Here is a 17,359-nt window from a genome sequence, read left to right as displayed (position 1 = left end):
GAGACATGGCCCAGACCGATACCACCCCAACGCCGCCCGCAGTTGCCCAAAGTGCGACACGCCGCACCGACAGCAATCTTTCCCGACTTGTTCTACTCGGCACCTTCGGCTCGGAACAGGCCCCGCAGGCCCTGGTCCGGTTGCCGGACGGGCGCGTCACCCGGGTGTCACCCGGAGATCAGGTCGGGCACGACACGGTCTATGCCATTGATGCAACCCGCATCGCGCTGGGCCAGAACGGCCGCTCTGTCTGGGTCGAAATTCCCGGCAGCTGACATCCGGTGACCGGCGCCAAAACGGCGTGCCGCAAGCGAGCCCTCTTGACCGCAGCCTGCGGCTGGCCCATGCAGCGCGCCATGACACACCCTATCGCTCTCATCACCGGTGCCTCGCGCGGTCTTGGCTTTGCCCTGGCCGAGGCGCTTGCCGACACCCATCACATCGTCGCTGTCGCCCGCACCGTTGGTGGGCTCGAAGACCTTGACGACCGGATCCAGGCAAAGGGTGGACAAGCCACGCTTGCGCCGATGGACATCACCAATGCTGACGCCATGGCGCAGTTGTGCCGCTCGGTCTATGACCGTTGGGGCGGCGTGGCTCTCTGGGCCCATTGTGCCGTGCACGCGGCTCCGCTGACCCCGGCCAATCATATCGATGCACGGGACTGGGCCAAATCGGTCAATATCAACCTGACGGCCATGGGACACCTGATCCCGTACATCGCGCCGCTTCTGGGCACCACCGGCACGGCGCTGTTTTTCGAGGATGGCCGCGGTGGTGAAAAGTTCTTTGGCCACTACGGCACCACCAAGGCCGCGCAGATCGCTCTGGCCCGCAGCTGGCAGGCCGAGACCCGCAGCACCGGCCCGCAGGTTCAGATAATGACGCCCAGGCCGATGGCCACCGCCACCCGCGCCCGGTTCTTCCCCGGCGAGGACCGTGACGCCCTGGCCCATCCCCGGGACGAGGCGGCGCGGCTTCTTGCGGCGCTGGCGCTGAGCGCTTAAGCCAATCGTGCATAAGACCGGCTGGATCGCGGGGCCGACGCCCCTGAGCCGCCGGGATGCTGCAACCCCGGGGAAACAGGGGTTGCCTCCCCCGTCCCGAGTGCCCCGTCCCGCGTGTTTTGCCAATGGCCCGATGATCCATCAGCGCGTGGCGGCAACCGCCCCGAGGTGACGCGGGACAGTCCCCGCCGCTTGCCCCCCGCGCCCTGCTCGCATATGCAGAGAAAAAGACAGGACGGGCGGTTTCATGCGCATTCTCATTACAAATGACGACGGTATCAACGCGCCGGGGCTGAAGATCCTGCACCAGATTGCGCTGGCGCTTGTCCAGGACCCTGCGGATGTCTGGACTGTCGCTCCCGCCTTCGAGCAATCCGGCGTCGGTCACTGCATCAGCTACACCCATCCCACCATGATCGCCAAACTCGGCGCGCGCACCTTTGCGGCCGAAGGCAGCCCGGCGGACTGCGTGCTGGCCGGCTTGCACGACGTGATGAAGGAGACGCCCCCCGATCTGGTGCTTTCGGGCGTGAACAGAGGCAACAATTCGGCTGAGAACGTGCTGTATTCCGGCACCATTGGTGGCGCGATGGAAGCGGCGCTCCAGGGTGTGCCCGCCATTGCGCTGTCGCAATATTATGGTCCCGGCAATGCCGAACTCGACGATCCCTTCGAGGCTGCGGCCCGGCATGGCGCCGACACCGTGCGCCGCATTCTGATGGCCAACCCGACGGAACACAGCGGCTACCGGCTGTTTTACAACGTGAACTTTCCGCCGGTTGCGGCGGACGACGTGCTGGGCATCCGCGTCGCGCCGCAGGGTTTCCGCCAGAACACGCGGTTCGAAGTCGAACCGCACCTGTCCCCTTCGGGTCGGCGGTTCCTGTGGATCAGGGGCGGCGATCAGAGCGCTCCGTCCCAGCCCGGTGCCGATGCCGACGTGAACCTCGCCGGGTATATCAGCGTCACCCCGATGCGCGCCGACCTCACCGCCCATGACCAGCTTGGGCCATTGAAAGACGCCCTGGCATGAGTGATGACGCGGAACGCAAGATGCAGTTCCTTTATGCCCTGCGCTCGAAGGGCGTGACCGATCACGCGGTATTGAGCGCGATGGAAAAGATCGACCGCGGCCCGTTCATCCGCGGTTATTTCACCGACCGCGCCTATGACGACATGCCGTTGCCGATCTCCTGCGGTCAGACGATTTCGCAGCCATCGGTGGTCGGGCTGATGACCCAGGCGCTTGACGTCAGTTCCCGCGACAAGGTGCTCGAGGTTGGCACCGGCTCGGGCTACCAGGCTGCGATCCTGTCCTGCCTGGCGCGCCGGGTCTATACCGTTGATCGCCACATGCGCCTTGTGCGCGAGGCGCGCGCGGTGTTTGACCAGCTCGGGTTGACCAATATCACGGCCTTTACCGCCGACGGCTCCTTCGGTCTGCCTGATCAGGCGCCATTTGACCGCATTCTGGTCACTGCCGCAGCCGAGGATCCGCCAGGCCCGCTCTTGGCCCAGCTCAAGATTGGCGGTATCATGGTGGTGCCTGTCGGGCAGTCCGATACGGTGCAAAGCCTGATCCGGGTCACACGGCTCGAAACCGGCTACGAGTATGACGAACTGCGCCCCGTGCGCTTTGTGCCGCTGGTCGAAGGTCTGGGCAAGGACAGCTGAGACCGCAATTTTGTGTACCAAGACGTCCTGGCCAACAAGGGGCGCACCCGAGGATATCGAGATGACAGTGACAGTCCCCCTCCGCACGCGCCGACCGCTCCGCCCGTCTGCCACACTGCGCCTCGGCGGCGCCGGAATTGCTTTGCTGGCCCTCACCGCCTGTTCGGGCCCCTTTGATCTGGACATGCGGGGCCGAATGGGCGGCTCGCTGGACACGTCACAGGCCGCGGTGGCGGCCACGGCACCGCCGCCCAGCCCGGATTCCCGCGGCGTGCTCAGCTATCCCAATTACCAGGTCGCGGTTGCGCGGCGCGGCGATACATTGGCCAGCCTCGCGAACCGCATCGGCCTGTCACCGCAGGAACTGGCGATCTACAACGGCATTCAGCCCGGCGATCCGCTGCGCACCGGCGAAGTGGTGGCGCTGCCCCGCCGAGTCGCCACCGCCACCATCGCAGGCACGGCGCCGGTGGCACCGGCCGCCGCGCCGGTCGGCGCGATCACCCCGGCTGGGGCCATCGACATCACCACCCTTGCCGGGGCAGCCATCGACCGTGCACCTGCGCCCCAGGCTTCGGTCGGCCCGGCGCCGGTCGCGCAACACGCCGGCATCAGCCCGGGCGGCGTCGAGCCGGTCCGGCATCAGGTTCAGCGTGGCGAAACCGCCTTTACCATCGCCCGGCTCTACAACGTCACGCCGCGCGCGCTGGCCGACTGGAACGGTCTGGGCAGCGACTATGCGCTGCGCGACGGTCAATACCTGTTGATCCCGACCGCCCTGTCCGACACCCAGCGCACCGCCGCCGCCCCCGTGGTGGCAGAGACCATTGCCGCGCCCGGAATCGGCAGCACCACACCAGTGCCCCCCAGCGCCTCGAAACCGCTGCCGGATGCCACGCCTGCCGTTGCCGCCGCCCCCGCCCCGGCGGTGCCGAAACCCGACATCGGCCAACCCAGCGCCCCGGCCGCCAGCAGTTCAGCCGCGATGGGGTATCCGGTGCAGGGCAGCATCATCCGCGAATATTCCAAGGGCCGGAACGATGGCATCGACATCGGCGCTCCGGCAGGCACGGCGGTCAAAGCCGCCGCCAGCGGCACGGTTGCGGCCATCACCACCAACACCGAAAACATTCCGATCGTGGTGATCAAGCACCCGAACAACCTGCTGACCGTCTACACGCATATCGACGGACTCTCGGTGCAAAAAGGTGATGCCGTCAGCCGTGGTCAGACCATCGGCAAGGTGCGCGCCGGCGATCCGCCCCGGATGCATTTCGAAGTGCGCAACGGTTTTGATTCCGTCGACCCGATGAAATATCTGAAATGACGGCCAGCGGCACCGCACCCGGGTGACGTTGCGCCTTGGCTGAAGTCCGCGGGTGCGCGCCCGCACGGGGCGCATTCCGGATCTCCCCCGGACCGGACCTCCCGCCGGTCGGAGTCGCGGCAAAGTCGGCAGGTGGTGCGCGCACAGCACGTGCGCGCCTGAGGACTAACGCACGTGGCATGTCACGATTGCGCCGGGCGACAACTCGCGGCACTCTGCGCCAATGAGCAGCAAAAACGGCGGCAAGACGCCCACCTATCCCGGCGGCATCAAGGCCGTGCTTGCCCAGATGGAGGGGCGGCGCGACGGTTTTTCCTACGCGCCCGGTGAATCCCTGCCCGCGCCCGATGTCGATCTTGCACCGCTGCTGACCCGGATTGTCACCGATCCGGACCGGGATCCCGGGGAAAACAGCAAGATCCGGTCGACTTACCACCGCAAGAGGTTCGCCCTGCGGCAGGAGTTCACCGGCGCGCCCGAGATCTGTTTCCTGAACGGGCTGCTGATCGCGCATCTGCGCAAACGCGACTTCCCGGAACAGGCACCGGCGCTGTTTCAACGCCTCTGGGCCGAGCACGGCGAATTTCTCTGCAACACTCTGAACGCCCGCTGGCTCGTCTCGTCTGTGACCACCTTTGGCGATCACGGACAGGGTCCGGTGCAGCGCAGTGTCGGGCTTGCCCTGACAGTGCTGTTCGGGACGATGAAACTGTACGAGACCGAGCGGCTGTATTCCGGGCTCACCCCCGACCGGGCCTTTACCCTGGACAACAAGGTCAGGGCGAAACTGCCTGCGGACATGGATGCCTATTCGATCACTGCCGGGGGCCTTGACGTCAACATGCTGGGCCGGCTGTGGCAGGAATCCGAAGCCGATCCGGTGATTGCGCCGCTCGCCCAGCACCTGCTGGACCTGTTGATCCACGATGACCGCACGTTGTTCCGTCGCCTGATGACGATGCGCCAGCGCAAGACCCGGCGCGACGCGTCCGAGCCGGTCAAGGCGGCGAAGAAGTCCAACATCGCGCCGGTTCCGGCCGGCCGTCTGCGGCTTGCGGCGGGTGACCTGCGCTGGGGGCTGGTGAGCACGATCAAGGCGCCGCCGCGCCAGATTGCCCGTTTCGCCGCCCATCACCTTGAGTTGGGGGCACAGGCGCTGCACATTTTTCTGGATGAACCTGATCCCGAGGTGGCGGCCTATCTGAAACGGCATCCGCGCATCCAGGTCACTCAATGCGACACGGCTTACTGGCAGAGCGCGGGGCGCGCCCGGATGGAGTCGCATCAACTGCGTCAGGCATTCAATGCCACCCGAACCCTGCGGGCGGTGACCGCCGACCTGGACTGGATCGGCCATATCGATGTTGATGAACTGCTGCTGGCGGAAACCGCAATCACCTCGGCCCTGGCGCGCATCCCCCCGGCGGTGGCCGTCGCACGGCTGACCCCGGCGGAACTGCTGGCCTCGGACGCGGCGGCCGACCGGCCGGAACATTTCAAACTGACCCACAAGGCGGCCGGCGTTCCCAAGGCCAGCCTTCAGGATGTCTATCCGACCTTCGGTCTGCATCTGTACGGCGGCTTTCTCAGCCACACCACCGGCAAGGTCTTTGCCCGCACCGGCATCCCCGACACGCGTCTGGGCATCCACACGCTCAAGTACAAAGGCGCCGACGCCACCAATCGGGCCCCGCTTTCCCAGGTCTTTCTGGGGCATCTGCACGCCCCCAGCTGGGGCCATTTCCGCGACCATTTCGAATTTCGCCGCACCCGGGGGTCCTACCGGCCGCGGACGGAAAGCGGTCGGCTGGACCTGTCGGACATCCTTGCCTTTCTCGCCGACACCGAGGGTGAGGCAGGTCTGCGCACGCTCTTTGACGAGGTCGCACTGGACACACCTGACCTGCGGGCGCGGCTGACCGCCCGGGGCATGTTGCTGACCCACCCCCTGGATCCGGACGCCGCCGTCCTCCGTGTTTTCGGAGCGCTTCCGTGATTCGCTGGGGCGTCGTGTCGACAATCCGGGCCCCCCTGCCCGAGATTCTGGATTTCGCCGCCTGGCATCTCGATCAGGGGGCGGCAAAGCTCTATCTCTATCTGGATGACGACGTTCCCGAAACGCTGGCCGTGCTCAACCGGCACCCTGCGATCAGGGCCACACACACCGACGCCGCCTGGTGGGCAAAGCGCAACGGCCGCCCCGACCGCCACCAGGTGCGACAATCGCTGAACGCGCGCCACGCCAACAACCGCCAGGTCGGCCGCTCCAGCGCCGAGGTCGACTGGCTCGTCCATATCGACGTGGACGAATTCCTTATTTCACGGATGCCGATCGACACGCAGCTGGAAGCCCTGCCCGACAGCGCGCTGTGCGCCCGTGTGCGCCCGATCGAAGCTCTGGCACCGACGGACAACACAAAAGGCATAGCGTTCAAGGCCTGTCACCAGGATCAGGCGGCGCGGCAGGCCGCTTCCGAGGCATGTTTCCCGACCTGGGGCGGCTATCTCTCCGGCGGCTTTCTCAGCCACGTGGCGGGTAAATTGTTCTTTCGGGCCGGTCTCAAGGGGCTTCAGATCAAGATCCACAACGTCATCCTCGGTGACGAGACCAACCCCGGTCAGGCCTCCCTGCCCGGCATCGAACTGGGTCATCTGCACGCCCGCAACTGGGATCAGTTTCTGGCCGACTACCGGTTCCGGCTTGCACAGGGCTCTTACCGTTCCGAACTGAAGGCGCAGGTGCGGACCGGGGCCGAGGTGCCGAACCTGCACGAGTTGTTCACCACCATAGAAACGGAACAGGGAGAGGCCGGGTTGCGCGCCTTTTACCGCGAGGTCGGCACAGCAACACCGGAGCTGTGTGACCGGCTCGAGGCACACGGGCTTTTGCGACGCCATGATCTCGACCTGCCGACACACCGCACCAGGCATTTTCCCGGATGTTGAAATGCATGGTCCGTGTGGAAACACTGAGAGAATACCCTCGTGATCACGGCTTTGTGACAATATAGGCAACAAACCGGTGCTTTACCCCGGGCAAACGCGGCCCACGTTGACCACGGGCCGTCTTTTCGGTACAAGCCGCGCGTGGGTCATTGATGTGGATAACCACAAGGCCATACGGGCCTGACACACGCACCAGATGTACGGGCCATAAGTGTCCGTAAACACCGGATACATATGACAAAATTCTCTGATCTGAACCTGAACCCCAAGGTTTTGAAAGCCGTCGAGGAAGCCGGCTACGAAACGCCGACCCCCATTCAGGCCGGCGCGATCCCCTCGGCGCTCGAAGGGCGCGATGTTTTGGGAATCGCCCAGACGGGCACGGGCAAGACCGCTGGTTTCGTTTTGCCGATGATCACCCTTCTGGCCCGGGGCCGGGCCCGCGCCCGCATGCCGCGCAGCCTCGTGCTTTGTCCGACGCGCGAACTTGCCGCGCAGGTGGCGGAGAACTTCGACACCTATTCGAAATACGTGAAACTCACCAAGGCGCTGTTGATCGGCGGCGTGAGCTTCAAGGAGCAGGATCAGCTGATCGACAAGGGCGTGGACGTTCTGATCGCCACACCGGGCCGCCTGCTGGACCATTTCGAACGTGGCAAACTGATCCTGTCAGACGTCAAGGTGATGGTGGTGGACGAAGCCGACCGGATGCTGGACATGGGCTTTATCCCCGACATCGAAAAGATCTTCGGACTCACACCGTTCACTCGCCAGACGCTGTTCTTTTCGGCCACCATGGCCCCGGAGATCGAGCGGATCACCAACACGTTCCTGTCAAACCCGGCACGGGTCGAAGTGGCCCGCCAGTCGTCGGCCTCGGAGACCATCGAACAGGGTGTGGTCATTTTCAAAGCCTCGCGCAAGGATCGTGAAGCCAGCGAAAAGCGGCAGGTTCTGCGCGGGATGATCGACGCCGAAGGCGAAAAATGCACCAACGCCATCATCTTCTGCAACCGCAAGATGGATGTCGATGTGGTTGCCAAGTCCTTGAAGAAGTACGGCTATGACGCCGCGCCGATCCATGGCGATCTCGATCAGTCGCAGCGCACCCGCACGCTGGATGGGTTCCGTAATGGCGATCTGCGCTTCCTTGTCGCCTCGGATGTTGCCGCGCGCGGCCTGGATGTGCCGAGCGTGAGCCATGTGTTCAACTTCGACGTCCCCAGCCATGCCGAAGATTATGTGCACCGCATCGGGCGCACCGGTCGCGCCGGGCGCGATGGCAAGGCGATGATGATCTGCGTTCCGCGCGATGAAAAGAACCTCGATGCCATCGAAAAGCTTCTGCAAAAAGACATCCCGCGCCTTGAATCGCCATTGAAGGCGCCCCCCGCCGGCGACGAAGTGGACGCGGCGATGGAAACCGAGGCTGAAGCCAAGCCGCGCCGCACGCGCAGCAGATCGCGCAACAAACCCGAGACGGCAAAGGAATCGCCCCGGGTCGAAGCCGTGGCTGCGGCACCGGCGCCTGTCGAAAAACGTGAGGCCGAACCGGTGCAAGAGGTCCGCAAGGAGTTTCCGCGTGACCGGGCACCGCGCGAGCAAACCCAACGCGAGCAACCTTCGCGCGACCGCAACTCTGGTGGCTACCAGCGCGGACGTGGCGGCGCGGACAACAAGGTTGTGGGAATGGGCGATCACATGCCCAGCTTTATCGCGCTCAGCTTTGACGAGCGCCGCGCCGGCTAGAGATGCGGCTACCTGACGCTCCGACAGGTTTTTCGGGGCGTCCATTGCACTGACCGATCAGATGCACTGGCCGATCAGAAGCACTGGCCGATCAGACACAAAAGCGCCGCGCCCCGGGATGGGACGCGGCGCTTTTCATTTCAGGGAGACGGCGTCAGCTCAGGCGGCTGACGACAATCGTCACTTCGGGCTTTTTGCCGATCTCGGACATGGCAGACTGCCGCACCACGCGTTTGATGCCGTCCTCCAGCTTGTCGTCGTCGCGGATCGTCTTGGCACCCGCCCGGCCCAGGAACTGGCTCAGGTCCTCTTCCAGCACGTCGACCAGCGGGATATGGCTCTTGCCCTGTTCCGGCAGGCCCATGGTATCGCACCAAGAATCGCCCAGTGGCTTGCTGTCCTCGTCAATGATCACCGTCACCGTGACGTGGCCGTTCAGCGCCATGCGGATCCGGTCCCGCACCACCCCGTCCATCGCGCCGATCTTGACCGAGCCATCGACATAGGTGCGCCCGGTCTCGACATAATCGACCACGGTGGGTTCGTTGCCCGACAGATCCACCATCATGCCGTTGACGGCCAGCACACCGGTGCGCCCCTTGCCTTGCGCGAGTTTGACATGTTCGCGCAGGTGGCGGTGTTCGCCATGCATCGGGATCACCATCTGCGGATTGACCACGTCGTGCATCGCCTCGAGATCCGGCCGGTTGGCATGGCCCGACACGTGATAATGCCCGTTGGAATCATCCACCACATCCACACCCAGTTCCGAGAACTGGTTCATGATGCGGATCACACCCTTTTCATTGCCGGGGATGGTTTTCGAGCTGAACAGGAACAGGTCGCCCTCTTTCAGGGTGATGCCCTGATATTTGCCCCGTGCCAGTTGCGCGCTTGCCGCCCGTCTTTCGCCTTGGGAACCGGTGACCAGCAACATCAGGTTTTCGCGCGGCACCCCGACGGCATCTTCGGGTGACGTCACCCGGGGAAAGCCCTTGAGCACACCGGTTTCGGTCGCCGCTTCGATCATCCGGCGCATGGCGCGGCCCAGCAGCACGATCGAGCGTCCGGCCCGCTCGCCAGCCTCGGCCAGCGTCTTGACCCGGGCGACGTTGCTGGCAAAGGTCGTGGCCACAACCATGCCCTTGGCACCGGCCACCAGCTTCTCGATCTCGGGGCCCACGGTCACTTCGGACCGACCGGCATGCGGGCTGAAGACATTGGTGGAATCGCAGATCAGCGCCCGGACTCCGTCCTTGGCCACTTTGGCCCACAGCGCCGCGTCATAGGGTTCGCCGACGATCGGGGTTTCATCCAGCTTGAAATCGCCGGTGTGGACCAGCCGCCCCTGTGGTGTGTCGATCAACAGGCCCGAGGATTCCGGGATGGAATGCGCAATCGGAAGGAACCCCACCTTGAACGGCCCAGCGGCCGTGGTCTCGGGCCAGGCTGAGACCACCTTGATCGTCTGGTCGGAATGGCCATGCTCGGCCATCTTGTGCCGCGCGATGTTGGCGGTGAAGGCGCGGCAATAGATCGGCGCGCCCAGTTGTTCCCAGAAGTGCCCGATGGCGCCGACATGGTCCTCGTGGGCATGGGTGATGAAGATCGCCTCAAGCCGGTCACGACGTTCTTTCAGCCAGGTGATATCGGGCAGGATCAGATCGACCCCGGGGGTGCCAGCCATATCCGGAAAGGTCACGCCAAGGTCGACCAGGATCAGGCGTTCCTGATCCGGTTTGCCGTAGCCGTAGACATAGGCGTTCATGCCGATCTCCCCGGCTCCGCCGAGTGGGAGGTAGATGATACGCTCACTGCTCATGAATTATCCTTCGGTCTTGTTGTAATTGTGGATCACGGTCAGGCCGTGCATCGTCAGGTCATCTCGGAAGTCGTCAAACAGGTCTTCGGTCTGTTGGAACAAAGGCGCAAGGCCCCCGGTGGAAATAATCTGCATCGCAACGCCGCGTTCGGCCTTGATCCGGGCGCAGATCTCTTTCACCAGCCCGACATAGCCCCAGAAAATGCCCGACTGCATGCAGGCCACGGTGTTTGTACCGATCACGGTTTGCGGTTTGGTGATGTCGACATGCGGCAACGCCGCCGCCGCCTGGTGCAGCGCCTGCAATGACAGGTTCACGCCGGGCGCGATCACGCCGCCCTCATAGGCACCATCGCTGCCGACGACATCAAAGGTCGTCGCGGTGCCGAAATCCACCACGATGAGGTCGCCGCCATAGAGGTCAAAGCCGGCAACGGTGTTCACCAGGCGGTCGGGCCCGACCTGCGTGCCCGCATCGACGCGCACAGCCACCGGCAGCGCGCATTCCGGTTTGCCCACGACGATGGGGCGCGTGTGAAAGTATCGGTCAGACAGAACCCGCAGGTTATACACCACCCGCGGCACGGTGGACGACACGATGACGTCGGTGATCACCGCCTCGATCTTCTGAAACTCCATCAGCGTACTCAGCCAGACATAGTATTGGTCTGCCGTGCGCTGATGATCCGTCGCGGTGCGCCAGGTCGCCAGAAACCGCGCACCGTCCCAGATCGAAAAAACCGTATTGGTGTTGCCGCAGTCGATGGCCAGTAGCATGCCCAAGCCTTTCAGAAAAAAACATCCGCCGCGGCGATCCGCTCGCGGCCCTTCGGGGTGGTCAGCACCAGATGCCCCGCCTCGTCCACCGTTTCAAAGCGCCCGGTGATTTCGGCGGTGCCGGTCCGGGCGATCACGGTTTCCCCGAGACGGGCGGCCCGCAGCAGCCATGCCTCGCGCACCGGGGCAAAGCCGTAGGTGGTGAACATCGCCTCGATCTTGGCGTAGCATTCGGCGAGGATATCCAGAAAAGCTTCCGGCGTGACCGCCACGCCTGTTGCCGACAGCAGCGAGACAGGCGCAATCGCTCCCGGCTCGATATCCTGCGCGGCCGGCGCGTTCTGCAAGTTCACGCCGACTCCGATGGCGAGCTGCTGCACACCTTGCCGAACCCCCAGTGTTTCCAGCAGGATACCGGCCACCTTTCCGCCATTCAGCAGAACATCGTTTGGCCATTTGAGGGCCAGCCCCTCGGTCCGGCCCGTCGCCACCACAAACGCCTCGTGCAGTGCGAGCGCCGCCACGAACGACCGGAGCGCCACAACGTTGGGTGGCTCGGTCGGTCGCAGCACCAGCGTCGCGGCAAAACTTCCCTCAGGCATCACCCAGGGCCGACCGCGCCGACCACGTGCTGCCGTCTGGCTCAGCGCCAGAATCCACATCGGCCCCATCAGCCCCGCGGCAAGCCGCGCGGCTTCGGCGTTGGTGCTGTCGACGGTTTTCAGCACCCGCCGACCGTATCCCTCAGGCCATCCCACGCGCAGCCCTCCGTTTCCATCCCGGGCACAGCAGCCGACCCCTTGGTCGCTGCCGGTGTGCAGAACAGAAAAGCGACGCGCCCTTGGGCGCGCCCCCGTTCCCGAACTCTGCGCGTCGCGCCCTAGCGGACAAGCGTCGCCGCCGCCGCCGCTGCCGCGCCTTCGATGCCGAACAGATTGACCACCCCTGCCACCATCACGAAGGCCGACGCCATCAGGAACCCCCAGAGTACGGGCGATCCGCCGGCATCCAGACCTTCATCGGCGTCGTCACCGAAATACATCAGGTAAACGATGCGCAGATAGTAGAACGACCCGATCACCGAGGCGACCACCCCGGCAACCGCCAGCCAGGCCAGACCGGCGTCATAGGCAGCCCGCAGCACGTAAAGCTTGCCGAAAAAGCCCACCAGCGGCGGCACGCCGGCCAGCGAGAACAGCAGCACGAGCATCGCCAGCGCGCGACCGGGTTCTTTTTTCGAATACATGTTGAGGGCAGTGATATCCGTTACCGGCGCGCCGTCCCGCTCCATCGACAGGATAAAGGCAAAGGTGCCGATGTTCATGGTGACGTAGATCGTCATGTAGATCAGCATCGCCTGCACGCCCAGCTCGCTGCCAGCCGCCAGCCCCATCAGCGCGAAACCCATGTGGGCAATCGAAGAATAGGCCATCAGCCGCTTGATGTTGCGCTGTCCGATCGCCGCAAAGGCGCCGAGAAACATCGACAGAACCGAGATCAGCGCGACCACCTGGCCCCACTCTGCCGCCGCACCGCCAAAGGCGTCGTGCAGCAGGCGTGCGAACAGCGCCATCGCCGCCACCTTGGGTGCGGTCGCAAAAAAGGCGGTGACCGGCGTCGGCGCGCCTTCGTAGACGTCCGGGGTCCACATGTGGAACGGCACTGCCGAGACCTTGAACGCCAGGCCCGAGATCAGGAACACCAGGCCGAACAACAGCCCGACCGACAATTCACCCGCCGACACTGTCTGAATGATGCCCGAGAACAGGGTTGTTCCGGCATAGCCATAGGTCAGCGAAGCGCCGTACAGCAGCAGACCCGAGCTGAGCGAGCCAAGCACGAAATACTTGAGACCCGCCTCGGTCGATTTCACGCTGTCCCGGCGCAGCGACGCGACGACGTACAGCGCCAGCGACTGCAGTTCCAGCCCCATGTAGAGCGACATCAGATCGCCGGCGGACACCATCATCATCATGCCCACGGCGCTGAGTGCGACCAGCAGCGGATATTCGAAGCGCAGCAAACCGCGCCGCGCCATATAGTCCTGCCCCATCATCAGGACCGCCGCGGCGGACAGCAGGATCACCACCTTGGCAAAGCGGGAAAAGCCGTCATCGACAAACAGCCCGTTAAAGGCCACCCGGGTGCTGCCATCGCCGCTGGCCCCGATCCAGATCGCCAGCGCGATGAGCAGGCCCGACGTGGCCCAGACCAGCATCGGCCCCAGCTTGTCCTTGTCGGTGTAGGCCGCCCCGACCAGTGCCAGCATGGCAAAGACCGCCAGCAGGATCTCGGGGAGAATGACGTTCAGATCAGCCTGGATCATGATCAGCGTTCCTTAGTGTTCTGCCGCCGCAGGGGCGGCATTTCCGGCAACCTGGGTGGCGCTGTGCGCCGCCGCGAGGGCCGTGTCGTATTCACTCACCAGCGCCGCGACCGACGGGCCGATGCGGTCGAGGATCGGCGCGGGATAGACGCCCATCCAGATCGTCATCACCACCAGCGGCGCAAAGATCGCCTTTTCGCGGCGTGTCATGTCGGTGATGCTGCGCAGGCTTTCCTTGATCAGATCCCCCATCACCACGCGGCGGTACAGCCAGAGGGCATAGGCCGCCGACAGGATCACCCCCGAGGTGGCAAAGGCCGCAACCCAGGTGTTGGCCTGGAATATCCCCATCAGCGTCAGGAATTCCCCGACAAAGCCCGAGGTGCCCGGCAGGCCGACATTGGCCATGGTGAAGAACATGAAGATCAGCGCATAGGCCGGCATCCGGTTCACCAGACCGCCATAGGCGTCGATGTCACGGGTATGCATCCGATCGTAGATCACCCCGACACAGAGAAACAGTGCGCCCGAGATAAAGCCGTGGCTGAGCATCTGGAAGATTGCGCCGTCGATGCCCTGCTGGTTGCCCGCAAAGATGCCCATGGTGACATAGCCCATATGCGCAACCGACGAATAGGCGATGAGCTTCTTCATGTCTTCCTGCACCAGCGCCACCAGCGAGGTGTAGACAATGGCGATGGCCGACATCCACAGCACCAGCGGCGTCAGCACATCCGCGCCCACTGGGAACATCGGCAGCGAAAACCGCAGGAAGCCGTAGCCGCCCATCTTGAGCAGGATGGATGCCAGCACTACCGATCCGGCAGTCGGCGCCTGAACATGCGCATCCGGCAGCCAGGTGTGCACCGGCCACATCGGCATCTTGACCGCGAAACTGGCAAAGAAGGCGAGGAACATCATCGTCTGCAGCCCGCCGACCACCGGGAGGCCCAGAACCGAGATCGTTTCCGACGAGAAGTCGTGCAGCATCAGCGTCGGGATGTCCGTGGTGCCGGCATTGGTGGCCATCGCCACCATCGCCACCAGCATCAGCACCGAGCCAAGGAAGGTGTAGAGGAAGAACTTGAAGCTGGCGTAGATCCGGTTGGCCCCGCCCCAGATGCCGATGATCAGGAACATCGGGATCAGCCCGGCCTCGAAGAACAGGTAGAACAGCACGAGGTCCAGCGCCATGAACACGCCCAGCATCAGCGTTTCCAGCAGCAGGAAGGCAATCATGTATTCCTTGACGCGGGTGTCGATGTGCCAGCTTGCGGCGATGACCAGCGGCATGATGAAGGTCGTCAGCATCACGAACAGGACCGAGATGCCGTCCACACCCAGCTTGTATTGCAGGCCGAGCAGCCAGTCGGCGCTTTCAACCATCTGGAAGCCGGTGTTGGTCCGGTCGAATTGCGCCAGAATGAACAGCGAGATCACAAATGTGGCCGAGGTCGCAATCAGGGACAGCCACTTGGCGTTGCGATCCGCCGCCTTGTCGCCGCCTCGCAGGAACAGCGCGAGGATCAGCGCCGCCAGCGCCGGCAGGAAGGTGACAATGGAAAGAAGGTTGTCCATTACTCGACTCCCACGAAGGTCATCCAGGTGACAAGGACCGCGATCCCGACAACCATGGCAAAGGCGTATGTGAAGATGTATCCGTTCTGGGCCCGGCCCGCGAGGCGGGTGATGTAGGGCACCAGCCCCATGGCGACTCCGTTGAGCGATCCGTCGATGACGTCCCCGTCGCCGCGCTTCCAGAAAATGCGGCCGATGGCCTTGGCCGAGCGGATAAAGACAAAATCGTAGATCTCGTCAAAATACCACTTGTTCAGCAGGAACTGGTACAGCGGCTGCTGGCTTTCGGCCAGGCGACGCGGCAGCATCGGGTTCACGATGTAGAACAGATAGGCGACGGCAAAGCCGATGATCATCGCCACAAACGGGCTGACCTTGACCCAGACCGGAGCGTGATGCGCGTCGTCCATCACGGTGTTCTCGGCGCCCATGTAGATGGCGCCCTGCGGCGCCTGCCCGCCGATCACCGCGTGGCTGTCGTCGGCGACGGCTGCCTGCGCATGGCTGTCCGCAACCGCCTCTTCGCCATGTGCGGCGGCCCCTTCGGTTGTACTGACGGCATCTTCGGCGTGCCCCGCATCCGCCACCTCGGCGTGGCCCTCGGCGGCTTCGGCCGCATGTGCCGGAATCCCGAAGAAGCGGTTCACCGAGGCATGATCGCCAAAGAAGCTGTTGTACCAGATCATCCCCGAGAAGATCGCACCCAGAGCCAGCACCCCCAACGGGATCAGCATGACTTTCGGCGATTCATGGGCGTGTTCATGCGTATGCCTGTCGCCGCGTGCCTCGCCGTAAAAGGTCAGGAACATCAGCCGCCAGGAATAGAACGAGGTGAACAGCGCCGCGACGACCAGCATCCAGAAGGCATAGCCCCCCTGGGTTCCGGCCCAGGCGCTCTCGATCACGGCGTCTTTCGACAGATATCCGGCAAAGCCGATGTGCGTCAGCGGAATGCCGACACCGGTGATTGCCAGCGTGCCGATCATCATCGCCCAGAAGGTATAGGGGATGCGTTTGCGCAGGGCGCCATAGTTGCGCATGTCCTGCTCGTGGTGCATCGCATGGATCACCGAACCGGCGCCCAGGAACAGCATCGCCTTGAAAAAGGCATGTGTCAGCAGGTGGAACATCGCCACGCTGTAGACACCGACACCGGCGGCCACGAACATGTATCCCAACTGCGACATGGTCGAATAGGCGATCACTCGCTTGATGTCGTTCTGGACCAGACCGATGGTCGCGGCGACAAAGGCCGTAGAGGCCCCCATGAAGGTGATGAACGCCGTGGCCTCGGGCGCATATTCCATCAGCGGCGACATGCGGCAGACCAGAAAGACGCCGGCGGTGACCATCGTCGCGGCGTGGATCAGTGCCGACACCGGGGTCGGACCTTCCATCGCGTCCGGCAGCCAGGTGTGCAGGAACAGCTGCGCCGACTTGCCCATCGCGCCGACGAACAGCAGGAAGGCAATCAGGTTCGCGGCATTCCATTCGGTCCACAGAAAGGCCAGTTGTGTCTGTGCCAGATCCGGCGAAGCCGCGAAGACGTCGTCGAAATTGATGCTGTCCACCAGATAGAACAGCCCGAAGATCCCCAGGGCAAAGCCGAAGTCGCCGACCCGGTTGACCACGAAGGCCTTGATCGCGGCGGCATTGGCCGAGGGCTTGCGGTAGTAAAAGCCGATCAGCAGGTACGAAGCGACGCCCACGCCTTCCCAGCCAAAGAACATCTGCACAAGATTGTCCGAGGTCACCAGCATCAGCATCGCGAAGGTGAAGAACGACAGGTAGGCAAAGAAGCGCGGCTTGTAGACTTCGCCCTCTCTCCACTGCGGATCGTGATCCATGTAGCCAAAGCTGTAGAGATGCACCAGCGCCGAAACCGTGGTGATCACGATCAGCATGATCGCGGTCAGCCTGTCCATGCGGATGGCCCAGTCGGTGGACAGGGTACCGGATTCGATCCAGCGGAAGATCTCGACCTTGTAGGTCAGCCCGTCGAAGGTCAGGAACAGGATCCAGGAAAAGGCGCAGGCCATGAACAGCAGACCCGTGGTGATCCACATGGCGCCGCGTTCACCGATCAGACGCCAGCCGAATCCGGCAATGATGGACCCGAACAGCGGGCCAAAGAGGATGAGCGATTCCATGGC

Annotated in this window: 14 protein-coding genes; 8 read left to right on the top strand and 6 right to left on the bottom strand. The window is 63.8% G+C overall.

Annotated features, from left to right (window positions below; translation table 11 throughout):
• Window positions 1-5: 5 nt before the first annotated feature.
• The 8 genes from FOY53_RS11735 (at window position 6) to FOY53_RS11700 (ending at window position 8,703) form a co-directional block, all read left to right on the top strand.
• Window positions 6-275, top strand: a complete 270-nt coding sequence (locus FOY53_RS11735; protein WP_146589001.1) for a pilus assembly protein PilP — start codon at window positions 6-8, stop codon at window positions 273-275.
• An 81-nt stretch (window positions 276-356) separates the two neighbouring features.
• Window positions 357-1,007, top strand: coding sequence for an SDR family NAD(P)-dependent oxidoreductase (locus FOY53_RS11730; RefSeq protein WP_146588999.1), 651 nt, complete (start codon window positions 357-359; stop codon window positions 1,005-1,007).
• Between the two features lie 247 nt (window positions 1,008-1,254).
• The gene (gene surE / locus FOY53_RS11725; RefSeq protein WP_146588997.1) at window positions 1,255-2,040 is read left to right on the top strand and encodes a 5'/3'-nucleotidase SurE; all 786 of its coding nucleotides are present in this window, start codon (window positions 1,255-1,257) and stop codon (window positions 2,038-2,040) included.
• On the top strand, window positions 2,037-2,681 hold the full coding sequence (locus FOY53_RS11720; protein ID WP_146588995.1) for a protein-L-isoaspartate(D-aspartate) O-methyltransferase: 645 nt from the start codon (window positions 2,037-2,039) through the stop codon (window positions 2,679-2,681). The genes surE and FOY53_RS11720 overlap by 4 nt, the downstream gene beginning before the upstream one ends.
• A gap of 61 nt (window positions 2,682-2,742) precedes the next feature.
• Complete coding sequence (locus tag FOY53_RS11715; protein ID WP_146588993.1) at window positions 2,743-4,008, top strand: peptidoglycan DD-metalloendopeptidase family protein; 1,266 nt, start codon at window positions 2,743-2,745, stop codon at window positions 4,006-4,008.
• Between the two features lie 223 nt (window positions 4,009-4,231).
• Entirely contained in the window at window positions 4,232-6,004 is a 1,773-nt protein-coding gene (locus FOY53_RS11710; RefSeq protein ID WP_146588991.1) for a glycosyltransferase family 2 protein, read from the top strand.
• A complete protein-coding gene (locus FOY53_RS11705; protein WP_146588989.1) occupies window positions 6,001-6,954 on the top strand; it encodes a glycosyltransferase family 2 protein in 954 nt (317 codons plus the stop codon). Before FOY53_RS11710 ends, FOY53_RS11705 begins: the two co-directional genes overlap by 4 nt.
• A 234-nt stretch (window positions 6,955-7,188) precedes the next feature.
• Complete coding sequence (locus tag FOY53_RS11700) at window positions 7,189-8,703, top strand: DEAD/DEAH box helicase (RefSeq protein WP_146588987.1); 1,515 nt, start codon at window positions 7,189-7,191, stop codon at window positions 8,701-8,703.
• A gap of 154 nt (window positions 8,704-8,857) precedes the next feature.
• On the opposite strand, the gene FOY53_RS11695 is transcribed toward FOY53_RS11700, so the two are convergent.
• The 6 genes from FOY53_RS11695 to nuoL all read right to left on the bottom strand — a co-directional run bounded on the left by FOY53_RS11695 (window position 8,858) and on the right by nuoL (window position 17,356).
• Window positions 8,858-10,525 (bottom strand): ribonuclease J, encoded by a 1,668-nt coding sequence (locus tag FOY53_RS11695; protein ID WP_146588985.1) that lies wholly within the window; start codon window positions 10,523-10,525, stop codon window positions 8,858-8,860.
• A 3-nt stretch (window positions 10,526-10,528) separates the two neighbouring features.
• Window positions 10,529-11,302, bottom strand: coding sequence for a type III pantothenate kinase (locus FOY53_RS11690; protein ID WP_146588983.1), 774 nt, complete (start codon window positions 11,300-11,302; stop codon window positions 10,529-10,531).
• A gap of 11 nt (window positions 11,303-11,313) precedes the next feature.
• Window positions 11,314-12,060: a biotin--[acetyl-CoA-carboxylase] ligase gene (locus FOY53_RS11685; RefSeq protein ID WP_146588981.1), complete on the bottom strand. Its 747-nt coding sequence runs from the start codon at window positions 12,058-12,060 to the stop codon at window positions 11,314-11,316.
• A gap of 122 nt (window positions 12,061-12,182) precedes the next feature.
• Window positions 12,183-13,628 carry an NADH-quinone oxidoreductase subunit NuoN gene (nuoN, locus tag FOY53_RS11680; protein WP_146588979.1) on the bottom strand — a complete coding sequence of 482 codons (1,446 nt, stop codon included), beginning with the start codon at window positions 13,626-13,628 and terminating at the stop codon, window positions 12,183-12,185.
• Between the two features lie 12 nt (window positions 13,629-13,640).
• Window positions 13,641-15,206 (bottom strand): NADH-quinone oxidoreductase subunit M, encoded by a 1,566-nt coding sequence (locus FOY53_RS11675; RefSeq protein ID WP_146588977.1) that lies wholly within the window; start codon window positions 15,204-15,206, stop codon window positions 13,641-13,643.
• Window positions 15,206-17,356, bottom strand: a complete 2,151-nt coding sequence (nuoL, locus tag FOY53_RS11670; RefSeq protein ID WP_146588975.1) for an NADH-quinone oxidoreductase subunit L — start codon at window positions 17,354-17,356, stop codon at window positions 15,206-15,208. Before nuoL ends, FOY53_RS11675 begins: the two co-directional genes overlap by 1 nt.
• Between the last annotated feature and the right edge of the window lie 3 nt (window positions 17,357-17,359).

The organism is Puniceibacterium confluentis (assembly GCF_007923445.1).
GTDB lineage: Bacteria > Pseudomonadota > Alphaproteobacteria > Rhodobacterales > Rhodobacteraceae > Puniceibacterium > Puniceibacterium confluentis.
This window is presented reverse-complemented; position numbering and strand designations above follow the sequence as displayed.

Coding starts and splice junctions, on each gene's coding strand:
- FOY53_RS11720 (WP_146588995.1), top strand. CDS start 2,037: ATGAGTGATGACGCGGAACGCAAGATGCAGTTCCTTTATGCCCTGCGC.
- surE (WP_146588997.1), top strand. CDS start 1,255: ATGCGCATTCTCATTACAAATGACGACGGTATCAACGCGCCGGGGCTG.
- FOY53_RS11700 (WP_146588987.1), top strand. CDS start 7,189: ATGACAAAATTCTCTGATCTGAACCTGAACCCCAAGGTTTTGAAAGCC.
- FOY53_RS11715 (WP_146588993.1), top strand. CDS start 2,743: ATGACAGTGACAGTCCCCCTCCGCACGCGCCGACCGCTCCGCCCGTCT.
- FOY53_RS11675 (WP_146588977.1), bottom strand. CDS start 15,206: ATGGACAACCTTCTTTCCATTGTCACCTTCCTGCCGGCGCTGGCGGCG.
- nuoL (WP_146588975.1), bottom strand. CDS start 17,356: ATGGAATCGCTCATCCTCTTTGGCCCGCTGTTCGGGTCCATCATTGCC.
- FOY53_RS11690 (WP_146588983.1), bottom strand. CDS start 11,302: ATGCTACTGGCCATCGACTGCGGCAACACCAATACGGTTTTTTCGATC.
- nuoN (WP_146588979.1), bottom strand. CDS start 13,628: ATGATCCAGGCTGATCTGAACGTCATTCTCCCCGAGATCCTGCTGGCG.
- FOY53_RS11730 (WP_146588999.1), top strand. CDS start 357: ATGACACACCCTATCGCTCTCATCACCGGTGCCTCGCGCGGTCTTGGC.
- FOY53_RS11695 (WP_146588985.1), bottom strand. CDS start 10,525: ATGAGCAGTGAGCGTATCATCTACCTCCCACTCGGCGGAGCCGGGGAG.
- FOY53_RS11710 (WP_146588991.1), top strand. CDS start 4,232: ATGAGCAGCAAAAACGGCGGCAAGACGCCCACCTATCCCGGCGGCATC.
- FOY53_RS11735 (WP_146589001.1), top strand. CDS start 6: ATGGCCCAGACCGATACCACCCCAACGCCGCCCGCAGTTGCCCAAAGT.